This window comes from Amycolatopsis arida (assembly GCF_900115565.1).
Lineage (GTDB): Bacteria > Actinomycetota > Actinomycetes > Mycobacteriales > Pseudonocardiaceae > Yuhushiella > Yuhushiella arida.
The window spans coordinates 143990-169049 of record NZ_FOWW01000003.1 but is presented as its reverse complement, the minus strand read 5'-3'; the positions used below and the strand labels follow the sequence as shown (position 1 = coordinate 169049).

At 72.0% G+C, this 25060-nt stretch carries 23 protein-coding genes; 15 read left to right on the top strand and 8 right to left on the bottom strand.

Going from position 1 to position 25060, the window contains the following annotated elements; all coding sequences use genetic code 11:
* Positions 1-870: 870 nt before the first annotated feature.
* Both BM051_RS10170 and BM051_RS10165 read left to right on the top strand, forming a co-directional pair.
* Positions 871-1914, top strand: coding sequence for a C40 family peptidase (locus tag BM051_RS10170; protein WP_134046106.1), 1044 nt, complete (start codon positions 871-873; stop codon positions 1912-1914).
* An 8-nt stretch (positions 1915-1922) separates the two neighbouring features.
* Positions 1923-3059, top strand: coding sequence for a peptidoglycan-binding protein (locus BM051_RS10165; protein WP_092529841.1), 1137 nt, complete (start codon positions 1923-1925; stop codon positions 3057-3059).
* A gap of 50 nt (positions 3060-3109) precedes the next feature.
* On the opposite strand, the gene BM051_RS10160 is transcribed toward BM051_RS10165, so the two are convergent.
* Complete coding sequence (locus tag BM051_RS10160; protein WP_092529840.1) at positions 3110-4636, bottom strand: 4-hydroxyphenylacetate 3-hydroxylase family protein; 1527 nt, start codon at positions 4634-4636, stop codon at positions 3110-3112.
* Positions 4637-4761: 125 nt separating this feature from the next.
* On the opposite strand from BM051_RS10160, the gene BM051_RS10155 reads away from it, so the two are divergent.
* From BM051_RS10155 to BM051_RS10145, 3 genes are read left to right on the top strand one after another with little or no spacing between them, the layout of a single operon-like run.
* Positions 4762-5277, top strand: a complete 516-nt coding sequence (locus tag BM051_RS10155) for a GNAT family N-acetyltransferase (protein ID WP_092530347.1) — start codon at positions 4762-4764, stop codon at positions 5275-5277.
* 33 nt (positions 5278-5310) lie between these two features.
* Positions 5311-5949 (top strand): LysE family translocator, encoded by a 639-nt coding sequence (locus tag BM051_RS10150; RefSeq protein ID WP_092529839.1) that lies wholly within the window; start codon positions 5311-5313, stop codon positions 5947-5949.
* Positions 5950-5965: 16 nt separating this feature from the next.
* Positions 5966-6997, top strand: coding sequence for a hypothetical protein (locus BM051_RS10145; protein WP_092529838.1), 1032 nt, complete (start codon positions 5966-5968; stop codon positions 6995-6997).
* Between the two features lie 651 nt (positions 6998-7648).
* Here BM051_RS10145 and BM051_RS10140 read toward each other — a convergent pair.
* Positions 7649-8251: a TetR/AcrR family transcriptional regulator gene (locus BM051_RS10140; RefSeq protein ID WP_092529837.1), complete on the bottom strand. Its 603-nt coding sequence runs from the start codon at positions 8249-8251 to the stop codon at positions 7649-7651.
* 85 nt (positions 8252-8336) lie between these two features.
* Between BM051_RS10140 and BM051_RS10135 the strand changes: the two genes are divergently transcribed.
* On the top strand, positions 8337-9515 hold the full coding sequence (locus BM051_RS10135) for a cytochrome P450 (RefSeq protein ID WP_092529836.1): 1179 nt from the start codon (positions 8337-8339) through the stop codon (positions 9513-9515).
* A gap of 45 nt (positions 9516-9560) precedes the next feature.
* Positions 9561-10196, top strand: coding sequence for a maleylpyruvate isomerase N-terminal domain-containing protein (locus BM051_RS10130; protein ID WP_092529835.1), 636 nt, complete (start codon positions 9561-9563; stop codon positions 10194-10196).
* A 1-nt stretch (position 10197) separates the two neighbouring features.
* Here BM051_RS10130 and BM051_RS10125 read toward each other — a convergent pair whose 3' ends face one another.
* From BM051_RS10125 to BM051_RS10115, 3 genes are read right to left on the bottom strand one after another with little or no spacing between them, the layout of a single operon-like run.
* On the bottom strand, positions 10198-11649 hold the full coding sequence (locus BM051_RS10125) for an NAD-dependent succinate-semialdehyde dehydrogenase (protein WP_092529834.1): 1452 nt from the start codon (positions 11647-11649) through the stop codon (positions 10198-10200).
* 38 nt (positions 11650-11687) lie between these two features.
* Positions 11688-12581 carry an ABC transporter permease gene (locus BM051_RS10120; protein ID WP_243859472.1) on the bottom strand — a complete coding sequence of 298 codons (894 nt, stop codon included), beginning with the start codon at positions 12579-12581 and terminating at the stop codon, positions 11688-11690.
* Positions 12578-13546, bottom strand: coding sequence for an ATP-binding cassette domain-containing protein (locus BM051_RS10115; RefSeq protein ID WP_208325911.1), 969 nt, complete (start codon positions 13544-13546; stop codon positions 12578-12580). The genes BM051_RS10120 and BM051_RS10115 overlap by 4 nt, the downstream gene beginning before the upstream one ends.
* Before the next feature lie 884 nt (positions 13547-14430).
* On the opposite strand from BM051_RS10115, the gene BM051_RS10110 reads away from it, so the two are divergent.
* Complete coding sequence (locus BM051_RS10110) at positions 14431-15462, top strand: LLM class F420-dependent oxidoreductase (protein WP_092530345.1); 1032 nt, start codon at positions 14431-14433, stop codon at positions 15460-15462.
* A gap of 81 nt (positions 15463-15543) precedes the next feature.
* Positions 15544-16413: a helix-turn-helix domain-containing protein gene (locus tag BM051_RS10105; protein ID WP_092529832.1), complete on the top strand. Its 870-nt coding sequence runs from the start codon at positions 15544-15546 to the stop codon at positions 16411-16413.
* A 26-nt stretch (positions 16414-16439) separates the two neighbouring features.
* Here the strand turns inward: BM051_RS10105 and BM051_RS10100 are convergent, their stop codons facing one another.
* A complete protein-coding gene (locus BM051_RS10100; protein ID WP_092529831.1) occupies positions 16440-18035 on the bottom strand; it encodes an ABC transporter permease in 1596 nt (531 codons plus the stop codon).
* Complete coding sequence (locus tag BM051_RS10095; protein ID WP_092529830.1) at positions 18032-18928, bottom strand: ABC transporter ATP-binding protein; 897 nt, start codon at positions 18926-18928, stop codon at positions 18032-18034. Before BM051_RS10095 ends, BM051_RS10100 begins: the two co-directional genes overlap by 4 nt.
* Before the next feature lie 93 nt (positions 18929-19021).
* On the opposite strand from BM051_RS10095, the gene BM051_RS10090 reads away from it, so the two are divergent.
* The 3 genes from BM051_RS10090 to BM051_RS10080 all read left to right on the top strand — a co-directional run bounded on the left by BM051_RS10090 (position 19022) and on the right by BM051_RS10080 (position 21414).
* A complete protein-coding gene (locus BM051_RS10090) occupies positions 19022-19564 on the top strand; it encodes a GbsR/MarR family transcriptional regulator (protein ID WP_092529829.1) in 543 nt (180 codons plus the stop codon).
* Positions 19565-19602: 38 nt separating this feature from the next.
* Positions 19603-20013, top strand: a complete 411-nt coding sequence (locus BM051_RS10085) for a hypothetical protein (RefSeq protein WP_134046108.1) — start codon at positions 19603-19605, stop codon at positions 20011-20013.
* Between the two features lie 672 nt (positions 20014-20685).
* Positions 20686-21414: an SGNH/GDSL hydrolase family protein gene (locus BM051_RS10080; RefSeq protein WP_092529827.1), complete on the top strand. Its 729-nt coding sequence runs from the start codon at positions 20686-20688 to the stop codon at positions 21412-21414.
* A 128-nt stretch (positions 21415-21542) separates the two neighbouring features.
* On the opposite strand, the gene BM051_RS10075 is transcribed toward BM051_RS10080, so the two are convergent.
* The gene (locus tag BM051_RS10075) at positions 21543-22016 is read right to left on the bottom strand and encodes an SRPBCC family protein (protein ID WP_092529826.1); all 474 of its coding nucleotides are present in this window, start codon (positions 22014-22016) and stop codon (positions 21543-21545) included.
* Between the two features lie 129 nt (positions 22017-22145).
* Here BM051_RS10075 and BM051_RS10070 point away from each other — a divergent pair, with 129 nt between their 5' ends.
* The 3 genes from BM051_RS10070 to BM051_RS10060 all read left to right on the top strand — a co-directional run bounded on the left by BM051_RS10070 (position 22146) and on the right by BM051_RS10060 (position 25050).
* Positions 22146-24260 carry an FUSC family protein gene (locus BM051_RS10070; protein WP_092529825.1) on the top strand — a complete coding sequence of 705 codons (2115 nt, stop codon included), beginning with the start codon at positions 22146-22148 and terminating at the stop codon, positions 24258-24260.
* Positions 24232-24423, top strand: a complete 192-nt coding sequence (locus BM051_RS10065) for an Rv0909 family putative TA system antitoxin (RefSeq protein ID WP_341770793.1) — start codon at positions 24232-24234, stop codon at positions 24421-24423. The genes BM051_RS10070 and BM051_RS10065 overlap by 29 nt, the downstream gene beginning before the upstream one ends.
* 171 nt (positions 24424-24594) lie before the next feature.
* Positions 24595-25050 (top strand): GNAT family N-acetyltransferase, encoded by a 456-nt coding sequence (locus tag BM051_RS10060; RefSeq protein WP_092529823.1) that lies wholly within the window; start codon positions 24595-24597, stop codon positions 25048-25050.
* Positions 25051-25060: the final 10 nt, after the last annotated feature.

Here is a 25060-nt window from a genome sequence, read left to right as displayed (position 1 = left end):
TCAGGAGCGGGGCCACTGGTGCTGCCGACCACGAGCGCGGCCGGCCACTGGCGCGGCGGGCACGAGCGCGGCCGGCCACGAGCGTTGCCGGGCACTGGCGCTGCCGGGCACTGGCGTTGCCGGACACTGGCGCTGCCGGCCACGTCCACTATGGTCGAAGGACGTGCCCGGCACCACCGCCGCGGTCGAACAAGACTTTCCCGCGCAGTTCGACAAAACCCCCCGAGCGCACCCCCCACCCACTCCAAGGGGGGCGGCCCCGCTTCCATTCTATCGGTGGGTGGGGGTGCGCGGAGGGGGTTGCGGAAAATGTGGACAACTTCGTGGTTCGGCGGCTCCGTTCGTGCCGTTTCTGGGCGAAAGGTCGAGGTGAGTGGGCGTCTCGGACCGGCGGCCCAACGGGCTCGAGCGGACTGGCCATGGGCTCGAGCGGGCTCGCCATGGCTTCTCGCTGTGGTGCCGGTGGGGCTCGAGCGGGCTGGCCGTGGCTTCTGGAACCTGGTGTCGGCGCGGGCTTGAATGAGCTGGTCTTGGGCTTTTCGGCCCTGCTGTCGGCGCGGGGTCGAGCGGACTGGCCGAGGTGTTGCGGACCTGGCGACCCCACGGGCTGGACATGCGCTGGCCGTGGGCGTCCCGGGCCCGGTGGCCCCACGGGCTCGAGACGCATGGGCGCCACCGTGGCCTTCGCTGGCCGTGACCGCTGTCGATGAACAGCGGTAGACCTGCCGAGAACTATAATTTTTCCCAACCTCGGCGGCCGGCCGCTGGCACTCGTGTTGGCGGTATTTATTTTCCCCGCCGTTCGCCGGTCGGGGTCATTTTCTGCGGTACAGATAACGCATCGATTCGGCCGAACATGGAGAAGCAGCGATGCGTGTCAGTGTCAGATCATCCCTGGTCGCCAGCGCGGCGCTGGCCGTGCTGGTGGCGATGCCCACGGCGGCGACCGCGACGACCGCGACGTCCGGCGCCGCGACGGCGACGATCGAGACCAGTCAGGACCAGGCGCAGACCGCCGGCCACCCCACCACGAACCTGAAGCTCACCAGGGCGGACATCCTCAAGCGGTCCAAGAGCTGGATCGACGAGCGGGTGCCCTACAGCCAGTCCAGCTTCCACACCAACCAGTACGGCCGCTACCGCCAGGACTGCTCGGGCTTCGTCTCCATGTCCTGGGGCCTGAGGGACTCCCGGTGGACCGGCAACCTCATGGAGGTCGCGACCAGGATCAGCAAGGCCGACCTGTTGCCCGGCGACGCCCTGTTCCTGCACCAGAGCGGCGGCACCCAGCACGTCGCGCTGTTCGTCCGCTGGGCCGACTCCGCGAAGACCCAGGCCGTCGTGCGCGAGCAGTACCGGACGGGCACCGTCGCCTCGGAGCGCACCTGGTCGGCCAGCCGTACGTCCCGGTTCCAGGCCATCCGCTACAAGAACGTCATCGAGGGCGACGCCAGGACCTGCGCCGTGGTGAACGAGAACCACCTGCGGTACCCCAAGCTCGACCAGGGGGCGACCGGTGAACTCGTCAAGGCCGCGCAGTGCCTGCTCACCAGCGCCGGATTCAACACCGGCGCCGACGGCCCCAGCGGAACGTTCGACGAGACCACCGCCAACGCCACCAAGCAGTTCCAGGTGAAGGTGGGTCTGCCGGCGTCGGGGTCGGTGGATTCGCGCACGTGGACGGCGTTGTTGTCGCGGGGTGGCACGCCGCAGGTGCAGGACGGGTCGAGTGGTGACGCGGTGGTGCGGGTGCAGCGGTCGCTGAACGCCGCGGTCGGTGCGGGGTTGAACGTGGACGGTCTGTTCGGGCCGAAGACGACGGCCGCGGTCAAGCAGTACCAGTCGTCGCGCGGGTTGGCCGCGGACGGCATCGTCGGCCCGAACACCTGGAAGGCCCTGCAGGCCGGGAAGTGAGGAAGCAGATGCGCGCGACATTGGTGAAACTGGCGGTCGGACTGCTGCTCGCGGGTGGCGCGACCGCGCTGTCCACGGCCCCGGCCTCGGCGGCCGAACCCCCCACCGGCAGCCAGCTCAGCACCGCGGTGAAGGACTGCACGAAGCAGATCTCCAGCGGCAGGTACGCCGAACGCTCCGGCGGCACGAGGACGGTTCCGGTGTGCGCCACCGGAAACGCCGTCCACTGGCGGTCCGGGATGACCATCGACTGCGACGGCCAGCGCACCCCGAAGTGCAACCCGAGCACCGATCCCTGGTGGCAGTCGGGAACGGCCTGGCCGCAGTCGGACGGCAAGCCGCTCAACGCCGAGAAGCTGCCGTTCGTGGTGGTGCCGATCAGCAGCTCGATCTGGGACCACTTCCGGTCCAACATCACCGGTGGGACGGTGGCGGCCGTGGTCTACCAGGGCAGGGTCGTCTACGCGGTGGTCGGCGACCGCGGCCCGAAGGACGCGATCGGCGAGGGCTCCTACGCGCTGGCCAAGGCGCTCGGCATCAACCCCGACCCGAGGAGCGGCGGGGTGTCCGGCAAGGTCGTGGACTACATCGTGTTCCCCGAGGTGAAGGCGAACCCGATTGAGAACCACGCCGACGCCGTGCGCAAGGGCGAGCAGGCGGCCGCCGACCTGGTGGCCGGCCGCAAGGGCTGCCTGAGCGTGCGGCTCAACTTCACCAGCTACGGCACGCTCGACGCCGGCGCGACCGGCAACCAGGTCACCGCCGCGCAGTGCCTGCTGCGCGCGGCCGGGCACGGCACCGGTGAGGGCGACCCGACCGGCACGCTGGACGAGGCGACGGTCGCCGCGGTGAAGCAGTTCCAGGTGAAGGTGGGTCTGCCGGCGTCGGGGTCGGTGGATTCGCGCACGTGGACGGCGTTGTTGTCGCGGGGTGGCACGCCGCAGGTGCAGGACGGGTCGAGTGGTGACGCGGTGGTGCGGGTGCAGCGGTCGCTGAACGCCGCGGTCGGTGCGGGGTTGAACGTGGACGGTCTGTTCGGGCCGAAGACGACGGCCGCGGTCAAGCAGTACCAGTCGTCGCGCGGGTTGGCCGCGGACGGCATCGTCGGCCCGAACACCTGGAAGGCCCTGCAGTCGGGCAGGTAGCCGGGACGTCGGCGGGCGGTCGGGAAGGGGCCCGGCCGCCCGCCGCGCCCTTACTCCGGTCCGCTGAGCAGGTCGGGCGCGGTCCAGCCGTCGAGGTCGTACTCGGCCATGCACTGCTCGGCGAAGCCCTTCATCGCGTCGGTGGTGCCGGCCATCTGCGCCGCCGCCAGCATCTCCAGCCGGACCGCCTCGTGGTTGCCCGCGTAGTTCCGCTCGTACAGCTCGTGCCGCCCGCCGAACTCGCTGCCGATCGAGTCCCAGATGAGCTTCATCAGCTTGACCCGCTCCACCGAGTCGTACCCACCCGAGCCGCGCACGTACCGGTCGAGGTAGGGCCGGATCTCGGGCGACCGGAAGTCCGCCGCGGAGGAGGGCACGTAGATCAGCCCGCTGCCGATGTCCTGCAGGATGATCTCCCGCACCCGCGGGTATCCCACGGTCATGAACCAGCGGTACGCCAGCCCGTAGTCCAGATTGGGCAGTACCGCGCCGTCCTTCCACTCGCTCGGCGTGGCGGCCATCGCGTCGGACAGTCCCCAGAACAGGTTGCGCCAGCCGATCACCTCGCCGACCCTGCCCTGCACGCCACGGAAGTCCTTCGTGCCGGTGACCTCGACGCCCTTCAGCAGCAGCCCGGCGAGGAAGTCCAGCTTCACCGCCAACCGGGCGACGCCGTGGAAGGTGAACCGGTGCAGGAACCCCGACGCGGGGAAGAAGCTGCTCGCCTTCTCCGGGTCGCCGTAGATGAAGACGTTCTCCCACGGGATCTTCACCCGGTCGAGGATGAAGATGGTGTCGTTCTCGTCGAACCGCGACGACAGCGGATAGTCGAAGGGAGTCGCGGTCGCGTCGGCCACGCTCGCGTAGGAGTTCCGACAGATCAGCTTCATGCCGGGCGCGTTCATCGGCACCGTGCAGACCAGCGCGAACTCCTTCCTCTTGATGGGAAGGCCGTAGTGCGCGATGAAGTTGTAGTGGGTGATCGCCGAGCCGGTGGCCACGACCTTCGCGCCGGACACGATCAGCCCGTCGTCGCGTTCCTCCTCGACGTGGATGTGGACGTCGCGCACCTCGTCGGGGCTGCGGTCGCGGTCCACCGGCGGGTGCACGATCGCGTGGTTCCAGTAGAGGACCTTCTCCTGCGACTCCGCGTACCAGCGGCGGGCGTTGTCGGCGAAGGGCGCGTAGAACTCCGAGTTGGCGCCCAGCGTGCCGAGGAACGCCGCCTTGTAGTCCGGGCTCCGGCCCAGCCACCCATAGCTCATCCGGGCCCACTCGACGATCGCGTCCCGGTCCGCTCGCAGGTCGGCCGCCGAGCGGGGCGTCCGGAAGAACGAGTGGGTGACGCCGTCGGCGTCGGTGTCGACCGGCGCGGTGAGCTTCCCGCGACGGTCCGGGTCGTGCAGTGAGTCGTAGAGGCGGGCGGTCATCCGGACGGCGTTGCGGAACGCCGGATGGGTGGTCACGTCCGTCACCCGATCGCCGTAGATGAACACCTCACGACCGTCGCGCAGGCTCTCGACGTACTCCTCACCGGTGAGCGGGCGCGTACTCCGTTGCTCTCGCTGGGCCGTCACTTTCTGCTCCTTTGCGACTCCACATTCATGCGCACGTTACCCGCGCGTCGGGGCACGTGGGGCAAACTCGGCCGCCGCGGAAACTCGGTTGCGATGTCGATCACGCAGCGGTGATCGTGTGCGGTGTGATCGTTCGTCGTGAGGGTCCCGCCGACGCCGCTGACATCGCGGTCGTCCATGCCGAGGCGTTCGCTCGTGGGGGCGGCGAGATCCCGGTGGAGGTGGGCCTCGTCGAGGCGCTACGAACCGACGACGCGTGGCTTCCCGCGCTCTCGCTCGTGGCCACCGGCCCGGACGGCGGGGTGGTCGGCCACGTCGTCTGTACCCAAGCGGCCGTCGGGGGCGAGCCGGCGCTCGCGCTGGGGCCGCTGGGCGTGCGCCCGGCGTGGCAGGGTCGCGGCGTGGGGCAGGCGCTGATGCACGCCGTGCTCGGCGCGGCCGACGCGCTCGGCGAACCGCTGGTGGCGCTGCTCGGTCATCCCGGCTATTACCCGCGCTTCGGGTTCCGGCCCGCCACCGAGTACGGAATCGTCCCACCGGCCCCGGAGTGGGCGGAGGCGTTCCAGGTCCGCACGCTCGGCGCGTACCGGCCGGAGATCCGCGGTCCGTTCGCCTACCCCGCGCCGTTCGCCGAGTTGTAGCCCGGCGGGCCCGACCTGTGCTGTGATGAGCGCGTGACCACCACTGGGGTACTCGGATTCACGGTCGTCGCCCTGCTGGGCGTGCTGACACCAGGACTCGACACGATGATCGTGCTGCGCCAGGCGCTGTTCGGCGGGCGGCGCGTCGGCCTGGCCGCGGTGCTGGGCATCACGCTCGGGTGCCTGGTCTGGGGAACGGCGAGCCTCGCCGGCCTCGCCGCGCTGCTCACCGCCTCCGAGTTGGCGTACCACGTCGTGCGCATCGCGGGGGCGGTCTACCTGGTCTGGCTCGGCGCGTCCGCGCTGTGGCGGACGTTGCCGCGGAACCGGCCGACCGAGCCGGCCGAACTGGTGGCGCCGGAGGGGCGGGCCGGATGGTGGCCAGCGTGGCGGGCGGGCTTGGTGACCAACCTGCTCAACCCCAAGGTCGGCGTGTTCTACATGAGCCTGTTGCCGCAGTTCCTCCCCGCGGGGCCCGGCTCGGCGGCGTGGGGCGCGTTGCTGGTGGCGATCCACCTGGCGGCGGGGCTGCTCTGGCTGCCGGTGATCGTGTGGGCGGCCCAGCGGGCGCGCCGGTTGCTGTTGCGCGAGCGGGTGCGCCGCTGGTTGGACCGGATCACCGCCACCGTCCTGATCGGACTGGGTGTACGGCTGGCCGCCGAGGCACGCTGATGTTTAGCTGAGCCGCATGGACTTCGACTCGGTGGTCGATGAGCTGTACGCCGCCGCGCGCGACGAGTTCACCGAGCTGCGGGACGAGCGCGCGAAGCAGGCACGAGCGGCCGGGGACCGGCAGCTGGCGACCCGGATCCACGGGTTGCGCAAGCCGACCACCGCGGCGTGGCTGCTGAACCAACTGGCCAGGGCGCGGGCCGGCGAGGTCGGGCGGCTCGGTGAGCTGGGGGCGGCGTTGCGGCGCGCGCACGCCGAGCTGGCCGGGGACGAGCTGCGGGCGCTGTCCCGGCAACGGCACGAGCTGGTGCGGGCGTTGACCGCGCGGGTACGGCAGGTGGGCCGCGAACGCGGGGTGGGGGTGAGCGACGCGGTGGCCCAGGAGGTCGGCGAGACGCTGGACGCGGCGCTCGGTGATCCGGAGGTGGCCGAGGAGCTGGCGGCAGGGCGGTTGAGCTCGGCGGTGCGCCCGGGTGACGTGCTCTCGGAGCAGTGGTTGTCGTCGGCCGGGGTCGCGCCGCCGGCCGGTCGCGGTCGGGAGAAGCCCGCCCGCGCGGACCGGGCGAAGCCGACCGGTGAGAAGGCCGCTCGACCGGCCAGGGATGGGCGCTCGGCCGCCATGCGCGTCAAGGCCGAGGAACGGGAGCGTGGGAAGGCCGCGAAGGCCGGGAAGGCCGAGACGGAGCGAGCCAGGGCCGAGGCCGAGCGGTCGAAGACTGAGCGGTCGAAGGCAGAGCGGTCGAAGGCAGAGCGGGAGAGGGCCGAGCGTGCCGCGGCCGAGCGGGAACGGCGGGCGGAGGCGGCCAGGGAGCGCGCGGAGGCCGCCCGGCGCGAGCGGGCCGAGGCGGCGCGCCGGAGGGAGGAGCAGGCGGCCGCCCGCAAGCGTGTGCGCGAGGCGAGGGCCGCCCGCGGGGAGGCGCACCGCCGGTTGCGGGACGCCGAGCGCGCGGAGGAGCAGGCCCGCAAGGCCACGGCGTTGGCGCGTGCCGAGTTCGACCGGGCCGAGCGGGAGGTCGCCGAGGCGGAACGCGCCGCGGAGCGGGTGTAGCGCGAGTCGAGGGTCGTGCGTGGCGTGGCACGTCGCCCGGGTTCGGGGATGTGAGGTGTGCGGAGGGCGGGCAAGTCGCTGCTCGTGGCCGGCGCCGAGCGGGAGGTCGCCGAGGCGGAACGCGCGTGGACCAGGCGTGCCTCACGATTCGTGGGCCCCGGCGGTCTGGGTTTCGTTCACCAGGCCCACTCAGCCGCGCTGGTCACCCGTGGCCGGCCTCACACGCACTGCCCACGAGGGCGTTCAGGAGCTGCGGCCCGGCCTTACCTGGCCGCCGGCTCGCCGCGGCCGCGCAGGTCCGCCCACTCTCGCCACTCGGTCGGGCCGCCGCGCATAGCGCACCACTACGACGCGAACCGGCTGTGAGAGTGCCGGACTCGCCGACTTGTCCACATCGCGTTCAGCCATCCACAGATTTCGCCGAAGCGTCCCACGCACCCCTGCCCCCGGTAGACTGGAAGCGGGGCCGGCCCCCGGGATCGGGTGGGGGATGTACTGGGGAGGCTGGCGAAGATTTTGCGCTGATCCTGCGCTCGTCGAGGGGGACTGTTCAGCGAACAGCAGTCTATTTCGGACTAGTGGTCGGTGGCAACCAGGCTGGTTGGAGCCAGGACGTTTTGCTCTGTTGTGGACGATCACCGCACGGCATGGTCACCCCTCGGGTGGTGGCCCGCTCGCCGTCTCCGCCGCCTGTAGCACGCCCTCGACGGCCTGCCCGATGTGGTCGGCGGCCGTGTCGGGGTCGGGTTGGCCGGTGTCGAGCCAGGCGATCAACGCCTCGAGGGCGACCGTCGGCACCAGTCGCGCCGCCCAGTCGCGCCACGGGCCGGCGGGGATCCGGGCGGCGAGCTCTCTGGCCGCGATCTCGGTCGAGGCCGCCCGCAGCGAGTCGATGACGTCCCGGAACTTCGGCTCCCGTGCCGCGTGCCGGAACAGCAAGCGGAACCCCTCCGAGTCGGCCGCCGCGGCGCGGAGCAGGGCGGGCAGCGCGCGCTCGTCGTAGTCGCCGAACCCCACGGACTCTTCGAGCCGGGCACACGCCCGGTCGAGCACCGCCCGGTACAGCTCCGCCTTCGACGCGAAGTGCCGGTACAGGATCACGTGCGTGACCCCGGCCTCCGCGGCCACCTCGTCCAGCCCCGTGCCGGCGAACCCGCTCCGCGCGAACGCGCGGGTGGCCGCGTCGAGGATCTGCTCCCGCCGCTCGGCGCGCGGCAGCCGCCGGCTCCCACCCGGCGGGTGGTCCGTGGCCATCCAGCCTCCCTCTTGTCCCTCTCGAGTGCGACACCCTATCGTTTAGGATAATTTGTACAAGATAGATTTAACTTGGAGGATGGTCATGACCAGCACCATGCCCCGGCTCCCGTTCGACCAACCCCACCCACTGGCAGTCTCGCCCATCCTGCGCGCGCTCCAGGACGCCGGCCCGGTACACAAGATTCACACCTCCGTCGGCGACGAGGCGTGGCTGGTCACCGACTACGCGGAGGCCCGCCGGCTGCTGTCCGACGACCGCCTCGGCCGGTCACATCCCAGACCGGAGACCGCGGCGCGACTGAGCGAGTCGGTGCTGTTCGGTGGGCCGGTGGGCGACTTCGCCACCGAGCACGCCGACCACGCCCGCATGCGCGCCCTGCTCCAGCCGCACTTCTCCGCCAAGCACCTGCGGGCGCTGCGGCCCCGCGTCGACGCACTGACAACGGAACTGCTCGACGCGCTGGCCGCCGGCACGCCACCCGCCGACCTGCACGAGAAACTCGCGCTGCCGCTGCCGATCCTGGTGATCTGCGAGCTCCTCGGCGTGCCCCACGCCGACCGCGACCGGTTCCGCGGCTGGACCCAGGCCGCCGCCGACGTGCGCGACCGTGCCCACTCCGAGCAGGGCCTTGCCGCTCTGCTCGACTACGGCAGGCAGCTGGTGGTCAGCAAGCGGCGTGACCCCGGCGACGACGTGATGTCGCGGATCTGCGCGACGGAGGACGTCGGCGACGACGAGGGGGCCATGCTCGCCATGACGCTGCTGTTCGCCGGCCACGAGACCACCGTGGTGAAGATCGGTCTCGGCACGCTCGCCCTGCTGACCAATCCGGACCAGTGGGAGGCGCTGCGGCGCGACCCCGACCTCGTCCCCAACGCGGTCGAGGAGCTCCTGCGGACGGCGCGCAAGGGCGGTGGCGGGGTCCCCCGCTACGCGCGCACCGACCTGGAGGTCCGCGGTGTTCCGATCCGCGCCGGCGACCTGATCCTGCTCGACCTCGGGGCCGCCAACCACGACCCTGCCGTGTTCACCGATCCCGACCGGGTCGACGTCACCCGCCCGGCCGCCGCGCACCTCGCCTTCGGGCACGGCATCCGGTACTGCATCGGGGCACCGCTGGCCCGGATGGAGCTGTGCGCGGTGTTCGCCCAACTCGTCACGCGGTTCCCGGACATGCGGCTGGCCGTGCCGATCACCGAGCTGGCCCTCCGTAACGACGTGCTCGCTGGCGGGCTGAGCGAGCTGCCCGTGACCTGGTGACGGAAACCGTGCCGTGGGAACCGGCCGCCGCGCTAGGGTTCCGCCATGCCCGACAGCCCCGGCCCGGTCACCGCCGACGACGTCGACCACGTCGTCCGGCTCGTCGTCGACACCCTCCGCGCGGCACCGCCGGACGCCTGGGAGCACAGGGCCGGCGGGCTGGACTGGACCTGCTGGGAGACCGTCGAGCACCTCGCCGACGACTTCTTCGCCTACGCCGCCCAGCTCGGCCCGAAGCCGCCGCCGGTGGATCACCACGTCCCGTTCGGCTACGGCCGGCGGCGCCCCGACGGCCCGGACAACTCCGTCACCGCCGACCCCACCGCCGGCCCGACCGGGCTCCTCGAGGTCCTGGACGCCTGCGGGGCGTTCCTCGCCGCCATGGTCCGCACGGCGCCGCCGACCACCCGCGGCTTCCACGGCTTCGGGGTGTCCGACCCGGAGGGCTTCGCCGCGATGGGCCTGGTCGAGGCGCTGGTGCACACCCACGACCTCGCCGAGGGCCTCGGCCTGCACTGGGAACCACCCGCCGACGTCTGCGCGCGGGTGCTCCACCGGCTGTTCCCGAACGCGCCGGCCACCACCGCGCCCTGGCCCACCCTGCTGTGGGCCACCGGCCGCGGCGAGCTGCCCGGCCACCCGCGGCTGACCAGCTGGCGCTGGTACGGCGAGCCCCGCTAGGTCACTCCACGGCGAGCGCCAGGTACTTGGTGTCCAGGTACTCCTCGATGCCCTCGGTGCCGCCCTCGCGACCGAAGCCGGACTCCTTGACCCCGCCGAACGGTGCCGCCGGGTTGGACACCAGCCCGGTGTTCACGCCGACCATCCCGGTGCGCAGCCGCTCGCCCACCCGCACCGCGCGGTCGAGGTCACGGGTGTAGAGGTAGGCCACCAGGCCGAACTCCGTGTCGTTGGCCTGCCGCACCGCGTCGTCCTCGTCGGTGAACGTCGTGATCGGCGCGACCGGGCCGAACACCTCCTCGTGCAGGATCCGCGCCCGTGGCGGGACGTCGGCCAGCACCGTCGGCGGGTAAAAGAAGCCGCGCCGGGTGGGCACCTCGCCGCCGGTGGTGGCCTTGGCGCCGTGGTCGAGCGCGTCGGCGACCAACTCCACCACCCGGTCCCGCTGCGCGATGGTGATCAGCGGCCCCACCGCGACGCCGTCCTCGGTGCCCGGCCCCACCTTCAGCGCGGCCATCTCCTCGGTGAGCCGGTGGGTGAACTCCTCGGCCACCGACTCCGCCACGTGGAACCGGTTCGCCGCCACGCACGACTCGCCGTTGTTGCGCATCTTCGCGGTGATCGCGCCCCGCACGGCCGCGTCGAGGTCGCCGTCGTCGAACACCAGGAACGGCGCGTTGCCGCCCAGCTCCATCGACATCCGCTGCAGGTTCGGCGCGCACTGCTCGACCAGCTTCTTGCCCACCTCCGTCGACCCGGTGAACGACATCTTCCGGATGCGCGGATCGGCCAGCACCGGGTCGACGATCCGGGTCGCCGACGTGCTCGGCACGACGTTGAGCACGCCCCTCGGCAGCCCGGCCTCGGCGAGCAGGTCGGCCAGGGTGAGCATCGACAGCGGGGTCAGCTGCGCCGGCTTGACCACCATCGTGCAGCCGGCCGCCACCGCCGGCCCGATCTTGCGGGTGCCCATGGCGAGCGGGAAGTTCCACGGCGTCACCAGCAGGCACGGCCCCACCGGCTCCCTGCTGACCAGCATCCGCCCGCCGCCCGCCGGGTTGCGGGCGTACCGGCCCTCGATCCGCACGGCCTCCTCGCCGAACCACCGGAAGAACTCCGCGGCGTAGGCGACCTCGGCCCTGGACTCGGTGAGGCTCTTGCCCATCTCCAGGGTCATCACCGTGGCCAGCTCGTCGGCGCGGTCGGTCATCAGCCACCACGCCCGGCGCAGGATCTCCCCGCGCTCCCTCGGCGCCGTCGCGGCCCACTCCTCCTGAGCGGCGACGGCGGCCTCCACCGCCGCCTCGGCGTCGGCCGCCTGCCCGTCGGCGACATCGCACAGCCGCTCCTCGGTGGCGGGGTCCTCGACGGGGAAGCGGGCGCCGCTCGCGGCCTCCCGCCATTCCCCGTCGAGGTAGAGTTGCTTGGGTACGCGGTCGAGCGGAGCATCCATACCCGGCGGCTACCCCGCGGCGGCACCGCGCATTCGTGCTACTCGCGGTTGCGGTAGAGATACATGGTCAGCGACCCGAACACGGCGACCAGCACCGCCGACCCGCCGAGCACCAGCCCGACCTGCCCGACCGTGGCGGTCCCGTGCATCAGCCCACGCATCGCCGTCGCCGCGTGGCTGATCGGGTTGACCGCCACGAACGCCCGCAGCCAACTCGGCAGCGTCTCCGCCGGCACGAAGATGTTGCTGAGGAAGGTCAGCGGGAACACCACGGCCATGCTGGTGGTCGACACCGACTCCGGTTTGCGCACGAGCATGCCGAGCGCGGCGAAGACCCAGCCGACGCCGAACGCGAACGCCAGGAGCACCAGCGCCGCGAGCACGACGCCGGGCAGCCCGCCAGCCGGCCGGAACCCGAGCAGCAGGCCGAGCAGCACGGTCGCGGTCACCGTGATCACGAACCGGGACACGTCGGCTACCAGGTTGCCGACGATGTTCGCCGGCTGCCAGATGGGCAGCGTGCGGAATCGGTCGTAGATGCCCTTGGTGAGGTCGTTGTTCAACGACGTTCCCGTGTAGACACTCATCAGCACGATCATCTGCACCAGCACGCCGGGCAGCACGAACTGCAGGTAGTCGCCGGTCGAGCCGGAGATGGCCGTGCCGAACAGGTAGTTGAACATCAGCAGGGTCAGCACCGGCATGAACAGCACGTCGACCAGCTGCTCTGGCGCGTGTTTGAAGCCGAGCAACTGCCGCCAGGTGAAGCTGAGCGACGTCGACAGCGGGCCCGGCGCCGGCGGCCGGTTCCGGTCGACCAGATCCTGGGTCGGCACGGCGCGAGCGAGGGTGTCGGTCACGCCGCCCGATGTCTCGCGGGACACCCGCGCCCGGTCGGCCGCCGTGAGCGGGGCTCCGTGGTTGTCGTTCACGCTGCCTCCTCGGTGTTCTTCTCCTGCGCGGGGTGTCCGGTGAGGGTGAGGAAGACCTCGTCCAGGCTGGGCTGGCCGAGGGAGAACGACGGCGTGTCGATGCCGGCGCCGGTCAGCTCCGCCAGCGCGGCCGGCACGCGCGTCTCGTCCGGGACGCGGGCGGTCAGCGTCACCGGGTCGGACCCGCGGTCCACCGGGACGCCGAGGGCGTCGGTGAGGAGGCGCTGGGCCTCCGGGCGGCGCCGCGCGTCCCACAACTGGACCCGCAGCGTGCCGGCGCCGACCGAGGACTTGAGCTCGGTGCTGGTGCCCTCGGCGATCACCCTGCCGTGGTCGATCACCGCGATCCGGTCGGTGAGCTGGTCGGCCTCCTCCAGGTGCTGCGTGGTGAGCAGGACGGTGGTGCCGCCGGCGACGATCGCCCGGACGATGTCCCACACCTGCAGCCGGCTGCGTGGGTCGAGGCCGGTGGTGGGCTCGTCCAGGAACATCAGGTCGGGCGTGACGACCATGCTCGCCGCGATGTCGAGCCGCCGGCGCATGCCGCCGGAGTAGCCCTTCACCTGCCGGTCGGCGGCGTCGGTGAGGGAGAAGGCGGCGAGCAACCGGGCGGCGCGGGCCCGGGCGGCGGCCCAGGTGTGGCCGTGCAACCGACCGAGCAGGACCAGGTTCTCCCGGCCGGTGAGCCCCTCGTCGACCGAGGCGAACTGCCCGGTGAGGCCGATCCGGGCGCGTACCGCGGCGGCCTCACGGCGGATGTCGTGGCCGAACACGATGGCGGTGCCGCCGGTCGGCCGCAGCAGGGTGGCGAGCATGCGGATGGTGGTGGTCTTGCCGGCGCCGTTGGGGCCCAGCACCCCGTAGACGACGCCGGGAGGAACGGTGAGGTCGAGGCCGTCGACGGCGCGGTTGGCGCCGAAGGCCTTCACGAGGCCGGTGGCCTCGATGGCGAACTGTGAACCCACTGCTACTGCTCCTCGAATCTCCTCGAATCGCGGACAGGACGGATCAGGCCGCGCACTGCCCGTGCGGACACGAGTCCGTTCGGGCGCGAGCGGCCGCGGATGCGGAGTGGATGGTTTGCCCGGTGATTTTCCGGCGGGAGAAAAACTACCCGAAGATCCCGGAAAGGCAAAATACGCGAACGTTGATTCGGATTTGTGTTACGGAACCATTTGCTCGGTGTCGGTTCGGTGGCGGCACGGATGCGCCCCGGGTTCGGGCGCTAACCCTGCTGGTCCCGGCGGCGACGAACGAAGCACATGTCCCGCCCCCCGGGGAAACGTGTCCGCGCTCCCTGCACACGTGTCCGCGGTCCGTGTACGCGTGTCCGCGGTCCGTGTACGCGTAACCGCGTCGCAGGGCGCGGACACGTGTTCATGACGCGCGGACACATGTGCATGACGCGCGGACACGGCAGCCGGCGATGGCCGAGCGGGTCGCCGGCGGCGAGCTCACCGCCTGCTGGGGCCGCGACTGCCGCAACCGACCGCTCGAGCTGTACCCGGCCACCGCGACCGTCGAGACCACCTGCACGGGCGACGTCTGCTCCACGCAGATGGAACCCACCGGCGGCAAGGTCGGCTTCGTCGAGCTGCCGGAGCTGCCCACCGCCCCGGTCGAGGTCACCCTCACCCTCGCCCTCACGGGGAGAGCGGCGCGCTGGTCGACCACCGGGTCGAGGTCACGCCGGAGCCGACCTACCCGAACGGCGAGGACTGCCCGCCCGGTGGCCCGCAGGCCCACCTCACGGTCACCGGCGACGGGAGTGTCCGGCCACACTGAGCACCCCGCGCTGGGCCGGCGTGTTACGTTCCGATTGGCATGTAACTCATCCGAAAGGCTCGGCATGCGGATCGGCACCCAGCTCAGCTACTCCGGCGACTTCGCCACGTCCGCCGAGGAGGTGGCCCGACTCGAACGCGCCGGCCTGGACATCGTCTTCGTGCCCGAGGCCTACTCGTTCGACGCGGTCAGCCAGCTCGGCTACCTCGCCGCGAAGACCGAGCGGATCGAGCTGGCCTCCGGCATCCTGCAGCTCTACACCCGCACGCCGACGCTCACCGCGATGACCGCCGCCGGGCTGGACTACGTCTCGAACGGGCGGTTCACGCTCGGCCTCGGCGCGTCCGGCCCGCAGGTCATCGAGGGCTTCCACGGTGTGCGCTACGACGCGCCGGTCGGCCGCACCCGGGAGATCATCGAGATCTGCCGGGCGGTCTGGCGTCGCGAGCGGCTGGTGCACGAGGGCCGGCACTACCGCATCCCGCTGCCGGAGGGCGCGGGCACGGGGCTGGGCAAGCCGCTCAAGCTGATCAACCAGCCGGTGCGCGAGCGCGTGCCGATCATCATCGCGGCGCTCGGCCCGAAGAACGTGGCGCTGGCGGCCGAGCTGGCCGAGGGTTGGCAGCCGCTCTTCTTCCATCCGGAGAAGGCGGCCGACGTGTGGGGCGCGGCGCTGGCCGAGGGCAGGGCGAAGCGCGACCCGGCGCTCGGCGAGCTGGACGTGGTGGCCGCGGCGCCGCTGGCCATCGGCGAGGACGTCGAGCACCTGCTGGAGCCCTACCGGCAGATGCTGGCGCTCTACATCGGCGGGATGGGCGCGCGGGGCAAGAACTTCTACAACGACCTGGCCCGGCGCTACGGCTTCGAGAAGGCGGCCGAGGAGATCCAGGACCTCTACCTCGACGGCAAGAAGGTCGAGGCCGCGGCCGCCGTGCCCGACGAGCTGCTGCGCGCGATCTCCCTGGTCGGCCCGCCGGGGTACGTGAAGGAGCGGGTCGCCGCGATGGCCGAGGCCGGGGTCACCACGCTGCTGGTCACCCCGCTCGGCGCCGACCCGGCGGACCTCGTCACCCAGCTCCGCGAAATCTGCGATTGACCGCCGGTCACGCGATATCCGTTGCGGTGATTTCGCGTGGAGGGCGGTGATTTCGCGGGCTCGGAGTTCTAGGTTGCTCCCATGAGTGACCGAGTTGTCTCTGCGCGCAACCGTGAACTGGGGATGGGGCTCCGGCGACTCCGAGTCCGGGCGGACATGCCGGCCAACGAGCTGGCCCGGAAGCTCGGCTGGTCGCCCAGCAAGTTGTCGCGGGTCGAAAGCGGTGACCGCGGTGTCGGACCGGTGGACGTGGCGCTGTACGCGTCGCGCCTCGATGCCTCTCCCAAGGAGATCGCGCGCCTCCTCCAACTCGCCCAGCAGCCGGACAACCTCTATCAGCTGCGGGAGAACCAACCCGACGATGTGTGGCCACAGGGCCCGATCGAGTCACTGGTGGTCCACGAAAGCACCGCGGACTCGATCGAGAGCTACGACCCACTACTGGTGCCCGGGCTCCTGGAAACCGCCGACTACATGCGCGAGATCTTCGCAACGGGGCCGCTACCGGAGAACAGGATCGAGCTTTACGTTCAGGCGCGCATCGGACGGCAGGATCTCCTCCGTCGACCGAACCCACCGCGGCTCACCTTCTACATCCACGAGCAGGTGTTCCGATCGATAGTTGGTAGCACTCGACTGATGCACGAGCAGCTGTTGCACGTACTGCTGTCCACCGCACGCTCCGAGTTCACGGTTCGAGTTGTGCCAACGACTGCCCTGCCGTACGGGGCCTTCGACGGACCGTTTCGGCTCATGGAGTACGAGGCCTACTCGCCGGTGGCGTATGCCCAGAGCCACGCGGCCTGCCTCTTCCTCGAGGACGAGCTGCATGTGGGGATCTACCGGAAGCTCCTGGCAACGTTGAACAAGATCGCCATGAGCGAGCCGGCGTCGCGAGAGTGGATTGCCAAGCTGGCAAGCGAGTACGAGGGTCACCGCCCCGATGCCTGAGCCTCAGAGCGGTGACCTTCGTCCGACTAACCCACGTCGCGGCGGCGGAAGGAGCCCAGACCCACCGCCAGGGCCACCGTGGCCAGCGCCGCCAGCCACACCAGTGGTGCCACGGTGAGCTCGGCGCCGGGCAGCTTCGGCACGTGCGCGAACGGCGAGGCGTCCACCACCACCCGTGGCAGGTCCAGGATCGGCCCGAACAGGCTCAGCAGCACGGCCAGCGCGACCACCGCCCACGCCACCGCCACCACCTGCTTCGGCAGCAGCCCGAACAGCAGCGTCGCGATGCCGACGATCAACCACACCGCCGGCAGCTGCACCACCGTGCCGGCCAGCACGTCGCCGAGCGCGCCGGGCACGTCGCCGGCCCGCAGGCCGTGCGTCAGCCCGACCGCGAGCCCGGCTACCAGTGTCAGCCACGCGGTGCCGAGGAACGCGAACGCCAGGTGGCTCCACGTCCAGCGCAGCCGGCTCACCCGGGTCGCCAACAGCGGCTCCGCCCGCACGGCGACCTCCTCGGCGCGCATCCGCAGCGTCGCCTGCACCCCATAGACCGCGACCAGCATGCCGAACATCCCGACGATCACCGCGAGGAACGCCTCCACCAGCGCGTCCGACCCGCCCATCCGGGCGAAGATCTCCTGCGCCTGCTCGTTGTCGGTGGCCAGAGCGCTGATGCCGTCGGCGATCGAGCCCATCACCGCCCCACCCGCGACGAACACGACCGTCCACCCGATCAGCGCGCCGCGGTGCAGCCGCCACGCCAGCGCCAGCGGGCTGCCCAGCCAGGGCGCCGCGGTGGCCGCGCCGGGCCGGGGGCGCACCAGGCCGGCGTCGAAGTCGCGGCGGGGCAGCAGCGCGTACCCGACCGCGCCGGCCGCCACCGCCGCCGCCAGCCCGAGGGCGATCACTGCCCACCGGTCGCCGGTGAACGGCCGCGCGAGGTGCGCCCAGCCGAGCGGCGAGAGCCAGGACAACCACGTCGCCTCGCTGGAGTCACCGACAGCCCGGACCAGGAACGCGATCCCGAGCACGGCGGAGGCCATGCCGTTGGCGGTGCGGGAGTACTCGGCGATCTGCGCGGTGACCGCGGCGACCCCGGTGAGGACCAACCCGGTGACCGCGGTGGCCGCCCCGAACACGAACGCCCCGCCGGCGGGCAGCCCCGCGCCGATCAGCGCGAGCGCCTGCACCAGCCCGATCGTCACGCTCGCACCGCCGGCCACCAGCACCGCGGCGGTGAGCATGGCGAACCGGCCGACCACCGCCGACCCGATCAGCTCCCCGCGCCCGGTGTCCTCCTCGGCGCGGGTGTGCCGGGTGACCGTGAAGATCGCCATCAGCCCGGTGAACAGGGCCACGAACACGCCGATCCGCCACGCGGTGAAGCCGCCCGCGGTGGACAGGTCGTACGCCGGGCCGTAGAGCACGGCGATGGAGGGGTTGGCCGCCATGTTGGCGGTCAGCCCCGCCCGGTCGGCCTCGCTCTGGAAGAACTGTTCGTAGGTGCGCGCCATGCTGGCCGGGACCGTGCCGATCAGCACGACCCAGATGGGTAGCACGATCCGGTCGCGGCGCAGGGCCAGCCGCACCAGGTGGCGGGTGCCGAGGATCGGGCTCATCGCGTGCTCGCCTCGTTCGTGTAGTGCCGGAGGAACAGCTCCTCCAGGGTGGGCGGTTGGCTGGTGAGGCTGCGTACGCCGATGCGGGTGAGCCGGCGCAGCGCGTCGTCCAGCGCGGAGGTCTCGACGTCGAACCGCACGGTGTGTCCGTCGACCCGCAGGTCGTGCACGTTCGCGAGGTCGGCGAGCCCGTTCGGCGGGCCGGCGAGCTCGGCGGTGATCGAGGTGCGGGTGAGGTGGCGCAGCTCGGCCAGCGTGCCGGACTCGACGGCGTGGCCGTTGCGGATGATGCTCACCCGGTCACACAGGGCCTCGACCTCGGCGAGGATGTGGCTGGACAGCAGCACCGTGCGGCCCTGCTCGCGCTCCTCCTGGATGGCGTACTGGAAGGTGGCCTCCATGAGCGGGTCGAGGCCGGAGGTCGGCTCGTCCAGGATCAGCAGGTCCACAGTGGACGCCAGGGCGGCGACGATCGCCACCTTCTGCCGGTTGCCCTTGGAGTAGGCGCGGCCCTTCTTCTTCGGGTCGAGGTCGAACCGCTCGATCAGCTCCCTGCGGCGGCGCTGGTCGAGGCCGCCGCGGAGCCGGCCGAGGAGGTCGATCACCTCGCCGCCGGAGAGGTTGGGCCACAGGCTCACGTCTCCGGGGACGTAGGCCAGCCGCCGGTGCAGCTGGGCCGCGTCCCGCCACGGATCGCCACCGAGCAGCCGTACCTGGCCCGCGTCGGCGCGGAGCAGGCCGAGCAGGATGCGGACCGTCGTCGACTTGCCGGACCCGTTGGGGCCGAGGAAGCCGTGCACCTCGCCGGTCCGGACGGTGAGGTCCAGGCCGTCGAGCGCCTTGGTCCGGCCAAAGGACTTGTGGAGGCCGGAGATGGTGATGGCGTTGTCCATGGCGTGAAGCTACAGTCATTTCATAAAGTTGTGAAGTTAAGAAAACGTATAGGTTAGGTGTGGTCGTCGCACCGCGTCGGAAAGGATGGAGCCATGTCGAGCAGGCCGTACTCGCAGCGTGACCCGGGTGTCGAGGGGGCGGACGGGGGTGCCGTCGAGCGGGACGAGGACGCCGTCCGCAGGTACGTGGAGAGCCTCGCGCTCGTGCTGACGCAGATCGGGTTCCAGCGGATGGCGGCGCGGGTGTTCGCCACGCTGATGGTCACCGACAGCGGGCAAGCCACCGCGGCGGAGTTGGCCTCGCGGCTCTCGGTGAGTCCCGCGGCCATCTCCGGCGCGGTGCGGTTCCTGGAGCAGCTCGGGATGGTCGCGAAGGTGCGCGAGCCCGGCGAGCGGCGCGACCACTACCGGCTCTACGACGACCTCTGGTACTCGTCGTTCCTCAAGCGCGACCGGATGATCATGATGTGGCGGGACGCGACGGTCGACGGCATCCGCGTGCTGGGCCGCGACACCCCGGCGGGCAAGCGGCTCGCCGACATGTGCGACTTCCTCGAGTTCATGATCCGCGAGCTGCCCGCGCTGTTCGAACGCTGGCGCCGGCAACACGAGGAAGCCGAACGCCGCGCCGGCTGACCCCTTCGCTCACCTGCCGTTGTGGTCACCTCCGTCGGATGGAACGCCACGACGGCGCCGGCGGCCCCACAGCGTCGATGGCGCGCGTGTTTGCCGTCGGCGTCGTCGTGTTGGCGGCCCGCGTCGTGTTTGCCGTCGGCGTCGTCGTGTTGGCGGTCTGCGTCGCTGTGTTTGCCGCTCGGGTCGTCGTGTTGGCGGCTCGCGTCGCTGGTTGGTCACCGGCGTCGATGATGGCCAGGTGTGTCGGGAGTGCTGCCGGTGCCGGCGCGGCGGCCGCCCGCGTTGGCGTGCTGGCCGTCGGCTTCGCTGTGTTCCCCGCCTTCGATGCCGTGTGCCGCCCACGTCGCGGTGGGTGCCGGCTACGTCGTGCCGTAGCCGGCACGAGCCTGCGTGCCCGATTTCGCCGGTGGCGTAACCGCATCGACGCCGCGGGCTGGCGGGCGAAGTAGTGCCGCGTTTCCCCTGCTCAGTAGCCGTGCCACTCCTCCGCGCCCGCGCTTATCCACAGCCCCACGCCGATGTGGACCGACTTCCGCTTGAAAGCGCTTACCACCCGCCGCCATCCTAAGTCCCGAGTAGACTGGCAACCGGGGCGCCCCCTGAATCCCTGGGTGGGCGGGGCTTGCTCGGGGCGAGGATTGCCCACCGGTGGAGCGGTAGCGGGTGGGGTCGGGTCAGGCCGAGCGGTAGGGGTGGGCTCAGGTCGAGCGGAGCGGTAGCGGGTGGGCCGGGGGCCAGTCGGTGGATGCGCACATCCGCTCCGGGCAGCGCGGCGAAAGGTTCTCTCAACGCACATCCGCTCCGCGCAGCGCGGCGAGGGGTCTCTCAAACCGGATGGTGACCGCTGGCGTCGCCGGAGGCTCAGCTGGTTGCGGTGGAGGCTGGTTGCGGTGAAGGAACGAGTCCCCCGGTACGTCGCGATCCGCGACCCGCCGGCCTGTGCCCGTGGTGGCGGTGGTCAAGGGTGGCCGTTCGGGATGACGGGCTGGACGGGTACAGGTCGGGCGGCTGGCTGGGGCCGCCCGTCGGGCCGGTCGTTCCACTGAAGAACCTGGCTGATCTTCCTGCTCTCGGCTAGTTTGGTAACGACGTTACATTTACTTCGGCGGAGGGACCGGGGCATGGTTCGGCAACTCGTCGCGACTCTGGCCACCGTGGCGCTCGCGCCCGCGCTGGTCGCGCAGGGCCTCCGGCTGCGACGGTCGGTGCCCCGGCTGCCGGACGCCGCCGGCCCGCACCTCGGCGTGGTCGGAAGCGAGGGCCCGCCCCTGCGGCTCCTGGTGATCGGGGAGTCCACGGTGGCCGGCGTCGGGGCCCGCGACCACGGCGAGGCGCTGACCGGCCAACTGGCCGCCGAGCTGTCCCGGCGCACCGGCCGGCCGGTGCGGTGGCGGGCGATCGGCCGGTCCGGCGCGACCGCCGGGGCGCTGCACGGCGAGCTGGCGGCCGGCACGCTCGACGAGCCGGCGGACGTCGTGGTGGTCGCGCTCGGCGTGAACGACACCGTCGCGCTGCACGCCGCGCCGCGCTACCGGCGCGACCTGCTCCGGCTGATCGCCACCCTGCGGGCCCGGCTCGGCCCGGTGCCGGTGGTGCTCACCGGGGTGCCGCCGCTGGCCAAGTTCCCGGCACTGCCGCAACCCCTGCGCACCGTCCTCGGCCTGCGCGCCCGCGCGCTCGACGCGGCCGCGGCTTCGCTGGTCGCCCTGCCCGGCGTCGCGCACGCTCCCCTGCCGCGGGTGCTCCTCACCCCCGGCTCGTTCGCCACCGACGGCTTCCACCCCGGCCCGGCGGGCTACCGCCTCTGGGCCGACCACCTGGCCCGCGTGCTGCCCCCGCCCGCGCGGTAGATGTGGCGTTGAGTGCCATGAAGGCCACCTTCTCGGCGTTGAGCGCAATGAAGGGGTCCTTGACGGCGTTGGCCGGGCACCACTGAGGGCCCCTTGGTGGCATTGGGCGCCGCCGCCAAGGCCCCCGGTCACGCGTCGGCGTCGCGGTGCTCGGCTCGCTCGGCGGCGCGGACCAGCCGGGCGGAGAGGAACCGGATCGCGGCGTGCAGCAGCCGCAGCGTGACGGCGCCGACCAGCGGCCGAGCCGCGGTGAACGTGCCGCGCCAGCGGAGGTCGGTGCCACCGGCGGCGTTGGGTGTGAACAGCGCCTCCGCGCGGTAGTCGCGGGCCGGGATGATCCGGCCGGTGAAGGCGTAGACGTGGCGACGGTCGGGCTCGTACTCGACGGTCCGCTCCTGGAGCAGCACCGGCCACAGCCCGACCCTGCGCACCGCCCCGACGCCGGCGGGCGGCGGGTCGCCGTGCCGGACCCACCCGGACTGGAGGACGAGCGGGCGCGCCCAGCTCGACCACAACTCCCCGTCGGTCTCCAACCGGAACAGCGTCTCCGGTCGAGCGCTGCTGACGCGGTTGACCTCGAAGGAGAATGTCCTCGACGGCATCGGCGGCCTCCGTCCGTGTCGTGCCCCGCAGCCCCCGGCGGCCCCCGCCGCGCCATCACCGGTGGGGAGCGTCGGGCGCGACCGTGGGGCCGGGCTCCTGGTGTCACGACGTTAACGAGGAGGGGTGCCGTGCGGTCGCTCCGCGGTGACCTCGCCGCCCCGCACTGGCTGGTGCAGCTGCTCCGCAGCGAGCCGGCGCCGGTGCCGTGGAGCAGGGCGGTGCGCGCCGCGATCGCGCTGGCCGTGCCGATGGCCGTCGGCTACGGCCTCGGCAACCTCGCCCTCGGCGCCCTGGTCTCCACCGGGGCGTTGCCCACCGTGCTGGCCGAGTCCGGCGGCACGTACCACTACCGCGCGGTCCGGCTGAGTGGCGCGGTCGCGGCCGCCGGGGCCGGCTTCGCGCTCGGTGTGCTCACCGGGTTCTCGCCGGTGTGGTCGGTGCTCACCCTGGTGGGCGTCGCCGCGGTGTCGGCGCTGATCAGCGCGGCGGGCAGCAACGCGTCCGTTGCCGGGCTGCAGCTGATCGTGTTCGCCGTGCTCGGGACCGCGCAACACCAGCTCGGCATGCCGGCGGCCGTCGCGGTGCCGGCGTTCCTCGCCGGCGCGGTGTGGGGGCTGCTGGTCGCCCTGGTCGGCTGGACCGTGCGGGCGACCTCGCCGGAGCGCACCGCCGTCGCGCACGTGTTCATCGAGCTCGCGGCGATGCTCTCCGCGCAGGACGAGGAGACCTCGCGGGCCGCGCGGCAGCAGCTCACCACCGCGCTGAACACGGCGTACGACCGGCTGCTCACCGCGCGGTCGTGGCTGTCCGGCCGGGACGCGACCTACCGCGAGCTGCTGAACCTGCTGGCCGCGGCCACACCGGCGGTCGAGGCCGGGGTGGCCGTGGTGAACGCCGGCCGGCGCGTCCCCACCGCCGTGATCGACCACCTCGTCGGCGTCGCCACCGCCGTGCTGGCACGAGCACCGCTGCCCGACCCGCCGGCCGCGGGCGACGACGACCCGCTGCTGGTCGCGCTGCACTCGGGCCTGGCGAAGATCGGCACCGACGCTCGGCGGGCCCGGCGGCCGCGGGTGCCGGCGATCGAACGACTCCAGGAGTGGGCCCGGTCGCTGGCGTCCGGGCCGCTCACCTGGCTGGCGACGCTGCGACTGACGCTGTGCGTGGCGCTGGCCGAGCTGGCCGGGCTGGTGCTGCCGGTGGAACGGTCGTACTGGATCACGCTCACCGTCGGGATCGTGCTCAAGCCCGACTTCGGGTCGGTGTTCGGGCGAGCCGTGCTGCGCGCGCTAGGCACGGTGATCGGCGTCGGGATCGGCGCGGCCGTGCTGGGCCTCGGGGTGCGCGGCTGGCCGCTGGTGGCGCTGGTCGCGGTGTTCGCCGCCGGCGTGGCCATCGGAAAGGTGCGCAACTACGGGATCCTCAGCGCGTTCGTGACGCCCCTGATCATCGTGCAGATGGACCTGACCAACCAGGGCGAATGGGCGGTGGTGCTGGCCCGGCTGGTCGACACGGTGATCGGGTGCGCGATCGTGCTGGTGTTCGGGTACCTGCTGTGGCCGGGCAGCCGGCGGCCACGGATCGGCGGGCGGCTGGCCGACGTGGCGGAGGCGGTGGCCCGGTACGTCGACCGCGGGCTGCTGCCGGCGCGGACCGCGGCGGAGCGAACCGAGCGGGCGCGGCTGCGGCGCCGCGCCTACCGCGGGCTGACCGACCTGCGCACCGCGTTCCAGCAGGTGGTGGTCGAGCCGTCGCCGGCGGGGCGGCAGGCGACGGCGTGGTGGCCGGCGATCGTCGGGTTGGAGCGGGTGGCCGACGCGGTGACGGAGGTGGTCGTGTCGGTCGAGCACGGGGCGTCGGAGCCGAACCCCGCGGACGCGCGGCTGGTGACCGCGGCACTCACCGAGTTCGCCGCGGCGCTGCGGGCGGAGCGCGACCCGGTGCCCGTGCCGCTGCCCGGCGGGGAGCAGCTGTCCGGCGTGGTCGACCAGGTCAACGCAGTGTTCGAGGCGGTGCGACCCGGGTGGGTGACGGCGGAGGACGCTCGCGTTGCGAGTTCTCCCGCGCACGGTTGGGATGGGAGCAGCCGGGAACCCGGGAGCGTGGCGCCCCCGAGCGCGGAGTCCCGGGGTCTGGAAGGAGGCGCAAATGGGCATCAACTTCGACAAGTTGAAGAACAAGGCGCAGGACGCGGTGAGCAAGCACAGCGACAAGGTGACACAGGGCCTGGACAAGGCCAATGAGGTCGCCAAGTCCAAGTTCGGGCAGCACTCGGACAAGATCGACAGCGCGACGCAGAAGGCGAAGGGCTTGCTGAACAAGGGTGAGGGCGGCCAGGGCGAGGGTGGCCAGCCCGGGGGTGGGCAGCAGCCGCCGCCGAAGCCGGGCCCTCCCCCGGGCCGGTAACGCCGCCTGTCGAGCGTGGATTCGGGTTCACCAGCGGCGCTCTCGCTCCTCTCGTTGAGGAGCGAGAGCGCCGCTCTTCGTGCTGCTCACAAAGGTGGTGCTCCTCGGCCGGAAGGGATCTAGAGTGGCGCCGCGCCTCGGCGCCGGGACACCTCGAGGGAGGGGAGCGGGATGAAGATCGTCGTGGACGACCTGTCCGGCGCGCGGATCGCCGAGTTCCTCCAGGAGCACGTCCGGGAGATGCGGTCCATCACACCACTGGAGAGCGCGCACGCCCTGGACCTCGACGCGCTCCGCCGGCCCGAGGTCACCTTCTGGTCGGTGCTGGACGGGGACGAGGTGGTGGGCTGCGGGGCGATCAAGCGGTTGGACGCCGGCCATGCCGAGCTGAAGTCGATGCGAACCACGCCGGCGCGCAAGCGAAGCGGGATCGGCTCCCTGCTGCTGGAGCACATCATCACCGAGGCCACGCGCCGCGGATTCGCTCGGCTGAGCCTCGAGACCGGCTCGGCCGAGTTCTTTCGGCCCGCCAGGAAGCTGTACGAGAAGTTCGGATTCCGCTACTGCGAGCCCTTCGCGGACTACCGGCCCGACCCGAACAGCGCGTTCATGACGCGCCTGCTCTGAGCGAGACCAG